The organism is Streptomyces apricus, from assembly GCF_008369065.1.
GTDB classification, from domain to species: Bacteria; Actinomycetota; Actinomycetes; order Streptomycetales; family Streptomycetaceae; genus Streptomyces; species Streptomyces apricus.
The window spans coordinates 24,955-32,300 of the sequence record NZ_VDFC01000007.1; the positions used below are offsets into that span (position 1 = coordinate 24,955).

6 protein-coding genes and 1 pseudogene are annotated in these 7,346 nt (G+C 74.0%); 4 read left to right on the forward strand and 3 right to left on the reverse strand.

The genetic code is table 11. From position 1 onward, the window contains the following. Positions 1 to 33 precede the first annotated feature (33 nt). From fdxA to fabI, 3 genes and pseudogenes are all read left to right on the forward strand, one after another. Complete coding sequence (gene fdxA / locus FGF04_RS02955; protein ID WP_149509619.1) at positions 34 to 363, forward strand: ferredoxin; 330 nt, start codon at positions 34 to 36, stop codon at positions 361 to 363. Then, on the forward strand, positions 360 to 1,076 hold the full coding sequence (gene fabG, locus FGF04_RS02960; RefSeq protein WP_149509620.1) for a 3-oxoacyl-ACP reductase FabG: 717 nt from the start codon (positions 360 to 362) through the stop codon (positions 1,074 to 1,076). Before fdxA ends, fabG begins: the two co-directional genes overlap by 4 nt. A gap of 5 nt (positions 1,077 to 1,081) precedes the next feature. After that, a pseudogene (fabI, locus tag FGF04_RS02965) lies at positions 1,082 to 1,846 on the forward strand (enoyl-ACP reductase FabI); the annotation flags it as partial. Positions 1,847 to 2,235: 389 nt separating this feature from the next. Here fabI and FGF04_RS02970 read toward each other — a convergent pair. The 3 genes from FGF04_RS02970 to FGF04_RS02980 are packed head-to-tail and all read right to left on the reverse strand — an operon-like array spanning position 2,236 to position 6,259. Beyond that, a complete protein-coding gene (locus FGF04_RS02970) occupies positions 2,236 to 2,730 on the reverse strand; it encodes a sigma-70 family RNA polymerase sigma factor (protein ID WP_149509626.1) in 495 nt (164 codons plus the stop codon). Between the two features lie 59 nt (positions 2,731 to 2,789). After that, positions 2,790 to 5,042 carry a molybdopterin-dependent oxidoreductase gene (locus FGF04_RS02975; RefSeq protein ID WP_149509621.1) on the reverse strand — a complete coding sequence of 751 codons (2,253 nt, stop codon included), beginning with the start codon at positions 5,040 to 5,042 and terminating at the stop codon, positions 2,790 to 2,792. Continuing rightward, the gene (locus FGF04_RS02980; protein ID WP_188113942.1) at positions 5,036 to 6,259 is read right to left on the reverse strand and encodes a cytochrome P450; all 1,224 of its coding nucleotides are present in this window, start codon (positions 6,257 to 6,259) and stop codon (positions 5,036 to 5,038) included. The genes FGF04_RS02975 and FGF04_RS02980 overlap by 7 nt, the downstream gene beginning before the upstream one ends. A 346-nt stretch (positions 6,260 to 6,605) precedes the next feature. On the opposite strand from FGF04_RS02980, the gene FGF04_RS02985 reads away from it, so the two are divergent. After that, a partial coding sequence (locus FGF04_RS02985) for an acyl-CoA carboxylase subunit beta (protein ID WP_328596269.1) occupies positions 6,606 to 7,346 on the forward strand: 741 nt, incomplete at its 3' end.

The window sequence follows — 7,346 nt, forward strand, 5'->3', positions numbered from 1 at the left end:
CCCGCTTCCGCACTCCCAGGACGGTATCCGCGCATGACGTACGTGATCGCCCAGCCCTGTGTCGACGTCAAGGACAGGTCCTGCGTCGACGAATGCCCCGTCGACTGCATCTACGAAGGCCGCCGCGCCCTGTACATCCAGACCGACGAATGCGTCGACTGCGGGGCCTGCGAACCGGTCTGCCCGGTGGAGGCCGTCTTCTTCGAGGCCGACCTGCCGGCCGCGTGGCAGGGCTACCGCGCCTCCGCCGAGGACTTCTTCCAGGGCGTCGGCTCCCCGGGCGGCTCCGCGGCCACCGGTCCGTACGACCACGACTCGCCGCTGGTGGCGGCGCTGGAACCGCAGGAGACCGTACGCCCATGAGCCGTTCCGTACTCGTCACCGGAGGCAACCGCGGCATCGGGCTCGCCGTCGCCCGGGCCTTCGCCGACGCCGGTGACCAGGTCGCCGTCACCCACCGCTCGGACGACCCCGGTCCCCTGGAGCGGGCCGGTCTGCTGCCCGTGCGGTGCGACCTCACCGACCCCGGGCAGGTCGAACGGGCCGTCGAGGAGGCCGGGGCGCGGCACGGGCCCGTCGAGGTGCTCGTCGCCAACGCCGGTGTCACCCGCGACCGGTTGCTGCTGCGCATGACGGAGGACGACTTCGCCGCCGTCCTGGACACGAACCTGACCGGTGCCTTCCGCGCGGTGCGGGCCGCGGCCGCCGGGATGCTGCGCGCCAGGAAGGGCCGCGTGGTCCTGGTGTCCTCGGTCACCGGACTGCTCGGGTCGCCGGGCCAGGCCAACTACGCGGCCTCCAAGGCCGGGCTGGTCGGGTTCGCCCGCTCGCTCGCCCGCGAGCTCGGCTCGCGGAACATCACCTTCAACGTGGTGGCGCCCGGCATCGTCGACACCGACATGACGCGGGCGCTGTCCGCGCGGCAGCGCGCGGACCTGGTGGCCAAGGTGCCGCTGGGCCGTCACGGGGCGCCGCGGGAGGTCGCGGCGGCCGTGCGGTTCCTCGCCTCCGAGGAGGCGTCGTACATCACCGGAGCCGTCCTTCCCGTGGACGGCGGAATGGGTATGGGGCACTGATCACCATGAGCGGAATCCTCGAAGGCAAGCGCGTCCTGGTCACCGGCGTGCTGCTGGAGTCCTCCATCGCCTTCCACACCGCGAAGGTCGCCCAGCGGGAGGGCGCGGAGATCCTCCTCACCGCGTACCCGCGGCCCTCCCTGACCGAGCGGGTGGCCCAGCGGCTGCCGCGCCCGGCCCCGGTGGTCGCGCTGGACGTCACCGACGAGGGGCAGCTGGCCGGTCTCGCCGACGTGGTGCGGGCGGAACTCGGCGGTCTCGACGGCCTCGTGCACTCGATCGGGTTCGCGCCCCAGGACGCGCTCGGCGGCAAGTTCCTCAGCACGCCCTTCGAGTCGGTCGCCACGGCCCTGCACGCCTCGGCCTTCTCGCTGAAGTCGCTGACGAGCGCGTGCCTGCCGCTGTTCGGCGACGAGGGCGGCGCGGTGGTCGGGCTGACCTTCGACGCCCGGTTCGCCTGGCCGCAGTACGACTGGATGGGGCCGGCCAAGGCGGCCCTGGAGGCGACCTCGCGCTACCTGGCCCGTGACCTGGGGAAGCTGGGCATCCGCTGCAACCTGGTGGCGGCGGGCCCGATCGGTTCGATGGCGGCGAGGTCGATCCCGGGGTTCACGGAACTGGCGAAGGTGTGGGACCAGCGGTCGCCGCTCCCCTGGGACGTGTCGGACCCGGAACCGGTCGGCCGCAGTGTCGTGGCCCTGCTGTCGGACTGGCTGCCGAAGACCACGGGCGAGATAGTCCACGCGGACGGCGGCCTGCACGCGATAGGGGGCCCCGGCCTGCCTCCCCGCTCCGGGGCGGCGGTCCGCTCGCGGCCGGGCAGGAGGTACGCCTCGGCCCCCGACCCGACGGCCCGGGCTCCGGCGGCCCGGGGCAACCTCGGCCGACCGGCGTTGCGTCGCGCCCGGCCGCCGGTCCCGACCGGCGCCACTCACTCCGTCACCTACCCGGCGCGCCTCGCCCGGACCCGGGTCCGGGCGGCCTGCGGTCGTGGCACCTCGCAGCGCGGTCCGTGGCGCCCCGCACCGCCGGACCCGGTCACCGGACGCACCGTCCGGTGCGCCCGGACCGGCGGAGCCGTGCGAGGCCGTGTGCAATCGTGCGGCGTTGTGCCGCGCGTGGTCGGCGGCACCGGCCGGCGGCCGTCCGTGCCATCGCCTCAGCCCGCCACCCCCGCCTCGTGCCAGCGCCGCAGGCGGGCGCGGGCTCGGGTGAAGGCTCCCTCCGCGGCCTTGACCGAGATGCCGAGCCGGTCCGCCGCCTCGCGCGTGCTGGTCCCCTCGATGCGGGCCAGCACGATGTCCCGCTCCCGGCCGGCGAGGCGGTCGACCTGCTGGAGCATCCACGCGCCCTCGGCCGCCGAGCACACCGTCTCCTCGGGGCCGGGTGCCGCCTCCCCCGCGAGGGAGTGCCGGTGCAGCACCCGGCGGCTGCGTTCGCGGTGCCGGTGCACGTCCGCGCACAGGCGCAGGGTGACCGAGGTGAGGAACGGGCCCACCCGGTCCTCGTCGAGGTCGCGGTGGAGCGCGGCGCGCAGCATGGCCTCCTGGACGCAGTCCTCCACGTCCTGGAGGGACGTCAGCCGCAGCCGGGCCAGCCGGCACAGCCGCGCCCGGTGCGGCAGGAGGAGGTGCCAGCGGTGGGCCGCCGGCACCTCCTCCGTACGCGGGCGCGTACTCGTACCCGTGCCCGCACCGGCGCCCGCACCCTGCACTAGGACCGCTCACCCCGCCCCGGCGACAGCTCGACCGGCACCGCGTTGAAGACGGCGTTGCCCGAGAGCGGGTCGACGACCAGTTCGTCGGTGACCGCGTTCACGTTCACGCCCGGTGCCTTCGCGGCGAACGGCATCCGTGCGCCGTCCCGGCCGTGCCCCCAGCCGTGCGGCAGGCTCACCACCCCCGGGCCGACCCGGTCCGTGGGCTCCGCGAGCGCCACGACCGCCCCCGCCCTGCCCCGTACCGTCACCTCGGCGCCAGCGGTGATGCCGAGCCGGCCGGCGTCCTCGGGGTTGATCTCCAGGGTGCAGCGGTTCGTACCCCCGGACAGGGCGGCCGTGTTGTGCGACCAGCTGTTGACCGACCGCAGGTGCCGCCGGCCCACCAGCAGGAAGCCGGGCCGGCCGGCCTCCCGCAGGAACCGCCGCAGCCGGGGCACGTCCCGCGCCAGCGGCGCGGGCAGCAGTTCCACCCGGCCCGACGCGGTGCCCACGATCTCGTCGAGCCGGGGCCGCAGCGGCCCGAAGTCCACGCCCTCGGGCCGCTCCCGCAGCACCGCGAGGTTCACGCCGTCCGGGCGCAGCCCGAAGTGGTCCCCGAAGGCGCCGAGCCGCAGCATCAGGTCGATGCGCCGTTCCGTGCTGTCCTCACCGGTCAGCCGCGCCCTCAGCTCGGCCGGGTCCCGTCCGGCCAGCGGCGAGCCGGGGTCCGCGACCGCCGCGGCCAGCGTCCTGTCGATGATCGCCGAGTCCAGCGCGGCGGGGTCGGCGCCCGCCCCCTCGCCGGCCAGCATCAGCGTGATCCTGGCGAGGATCTCGGCCTCGCTCGGCCGGTCCGGGGCCCGCGGCACCAGGGGCGGCGAGTACCGGGCCACGCGGCGCACCGCGAGCCGGGACAGCACGATGTCGAAGTGCCCGGACTCCAGCACCCGCGGCGGCGGCAGGACGACGTCCGCGTGCCGGGTCGTCTCGTTCACGTACGGGTCGACGGCGACCATGAACTCCAGCCCGGCGAGGGAGCGTTCGAGGCGCTCCCCGTTGGGCGCGCCCAGCACCGGGTTGCAGCCGACCGCGATGAGCGCGCGCACCTGCCCCTCGCCGGGCGTGTCGATCTCGTCGGCGAGCGTGGCCGCGGGGAACTCCCCGAGGACCTCGGGCAGCCCGCGCACCCGGCTGTGCCACCGGCCGGTCACCAGGGGGCCGGCCGGCCGCATCGCGTTGTGCTGGGACTCGCCGAACATCGCCCCGCCGGGCCGGTCGAGGTTGCCGGTCAGGGCGTTGAGCACGTCCACCAGCCAGCTGGTGAGGGTGCCGAAGGCGGCGGCGGAGGTGCCCAGCCGGGTGTAGACGGCGGCGCGCTCCGCAGCGGCCAGCTCACGGGCCAGGACGCGGATGGCGGCGGCGTCCGTGCCGCACGCCGCCGCCACCGCCTCCGGCGCGAACGGCTCGGCCGCCGCCCGGACTTCGGCGGCTCCGGCGTACCGCTCGGGGTCGAGCGGGGTCTGCAGCCCTTCGTCGAACAGGGTGTGCACGAGGGCGAACAGGAGCAGGGCGTCCGTGCCCGGCCGGATCGCGAGGTGCCGGTCGGCGGCGTCCGCGGTCCGGGTGCGCCGCGGGTCCACCACCACGAGCCGCCCGCCGCGCGCCCGCAGAGCGCGGATGCGGCCGGGCAGGTCCGGCGCGGTCCACAGACTGCCGTTGGAGACCAGCGGGTTGGCGCCGAGCACCAGCAGGAAGTCGGTGCGGTCGACGTCCGGCACCGGGATCGCCCACGGGTCGCCGAACATCAGCCCCGAGGAGACGTTCTTCGGCATCTGGTCGACGGTGCTGGAGCTGAACACGTTGCGGCTGCCCAGGTGCTGGCGCATCACCGCCACGTGCAGCGGTATCCCCACGGCGTGGYTCACCGGGTTGCCGTAGTAGAGGGCCAGCGCGTCCTTGCCGTGCGCCCGCCCGACCCGGGCCAGGCCGCGGGCCACCTCGGCGAACGCCTCGTCCCAGCCGACCTCGGCGAACTCCCCGTCCGGCCGGCGCACCAGCGGTGCGTCGAGCCGGTCCGGGTCCTGGTCGATGTCCCCGAGCGCGATGCCCTTCGGGCACACGTACCCCTTGCTGAACACGTCCTCGGCGGCGCCGCGGACCTTCACGGCCCGGCCGTCCGCGATCTCGACGCTGAGCCCGCAGCCCGCCTCGCACAGCGGGCAGATGCGGTGGCGGGTGGTGGGGGTGGTGGCCGCGCCGCTCACCATGTGACGGGGATTTCCTCGTAGCCGCCGAGCGCCGCGGTCTGCCGCCAGCGCAGCTCCTCCGGGTCGACCGCCAGCCGCAGGGTCGGGAACCGGGAGAACAACGACTTCATGGCGATCTGCACCTCGGCCCGCGCGAGGGCCGATCCGGCGCAGAAGTGCGTGCCGTGCGCGAACCCGATGTGCTTGTTGTCCGTGCGGTGCACGTCGAGGGCGTCGGGGTTCTCGAAGACCCGCGCGTCCCGGTTGGCGGAGCTGATGGGCGCGATCACGGCCGAGTTCGGCGGGATGGCGGTGCCGGACAGCTCCACCTCCTCCAGAGTGATCCGGATGAAGGTGCCGTCCCCCGGTGTGACGAGCCGGATGATCTCCTCGACCGCGGCGTCCATCAGCGCGGGGTCCTCCCGCACCAGCGCCAGCTGGTCGGGGTTGCGCAGCAGCAGCACCGCGCCGCCCCCGGTCACCGTCACCGTGGTGTCGTGGCCCGCGAGCAGGAACATCACACCGGTGCTGACCAGTTCCTCGTGCGTGATGGTCTGCTCCTCGGCCATCGAGTGCGCCAGTTTGCTGAGCAGGTCGCCGCCGGGGTCCTCCAGCTTCCGCTCGGCGAGGTCCGCGATGTAGGTCCGCATCTCGGTGTTGGACCGCACGATCTCCTCGGCCGAGTACTTCGTCAGCGACATGAAGTGGTCGCACCACGCGCCGAAGAGGTGCTGGTCCTCGTAGGGGACCCCCAGCAGCTCGCAGATGACCTCCAGGGCCATCGGACGGGCGAGCGTCGCGTTCAGGTCCACCGGGGCGGTCATGCCGGCCATCGTGTCGAGCAGCCTGTCGACGATCTCCTGGATCCGCGGGCGCATGGCCTCCGCGCGCCGCGGCGAGAACTCACGGTTCGTCAGGTTGCGCAGCGCGGAGTGGCGGGGCGGGTCCATGCTGATCAGGCTCGACGAGTCGGGCTCGACCAGCTGGGCGCGCGGCGCGCCCTCCCGGAACAGTGCCTCGCGGCTGAACCGGGAGTCCGACAGGACGGTCTTCACGTCCTCGTAGCGGGTCACCAGGTACGCCGGGTGCCCGGTGGGCAGGCTGATGGGGCAGACCGGTTGCTCGTCCCTCAACCGCGCGTACTCGCACGGCGGTTCGTTGGGCGACGTGCGGTGGATCGGATACGAGAACTTCGGCTCGTGCTCGGCCGTCCTCTGCGCTTGCGCCTTGTCCGCCATGGGCCGGGTTTTCCCTTCGCTCGGAGCTCGGAGCTCGGATGGACGCGCCGGGCGGGGCCCGCACCTCCTCCCCGGTCCTCGTGCCGGTCGTGCGAGGGGGGGCGGATCCGTCCGCGTTCCACGATCCGCGGTACGGAAAGGACGGTTCCAGAGCGCTCTGGCAGACCGCTTGCAGGCCGCTGAGACGGGCTTCTCAGCGGCGTGTCCGCCCGGGAGGAGCGCCGTGCCCTGAGGCGGTCGTCTCAGCGCCATGTCAGACGTACGCGGGACAGTGGGCGCCCGGCCGGACCGTACGGCCGCGGCACGGCACGGCACGGCACGGCACGCACGGAGAGGACGAGGGACACTGAGCGACACGCGGAGCCGGGTGGCGGAACTGCGTTCCCTGCGCACGGAGGCGGTGCGCGGCCCGGGCGAGAAGGCCACGGCGGCGCAGCACGCCAAGGGCAAGCTGACCTCGCGGGAGCGGATCGAGCTGCTGCTGGACGAGGGCTCGTTCAACGAGGTGGAGCAGTTGCGCCGGCACCGGGCGACCGGGTTCGGCCTGGAGGCCAAGCGGCCCTACACCGACGGTGTGGTGACCGGCTGGGGCACGGTCGAGGGCCGGACGGTCTTCGTGTACGCGCACGACTTCCGCATCTTCGGCGGTGCGCTGGGCGAGGCGCACGCCACGAAGATCCACAAGATCATGGACATGGCCATCGCGGCCGGCGCGCCCCTGGTGTCTTTGAACGACGGTGCGGGCGCCCGCATCCAGGAGGGCGTCAGCGCGCTGGCCGGCTACGGCGGCATCTTCCAGCGCAACACCCGCGCCTCCGGGGTGATCCCGCAGATCTCGGTGATGCTCGGCCCGTGCGCGGGCGGTGCGGCCTACAGCCCGGCGCTGACCGACTTCGTGTTCATGGTCCGTGAGACCTCGCAGATGTTCATCACCGGTCCCGACGTCGTCAAGGCGGTCACCGGCGAGGAGATCACCCAGAACGGTCTGGGCGGCGCGGACGTGCACGCCGAGACCAGCGGGGTGGCGCACTTCGCCTACGACGACGAGGAGACCTGCATCGCGGAGGTGCGCTACCTCCTGTCGATG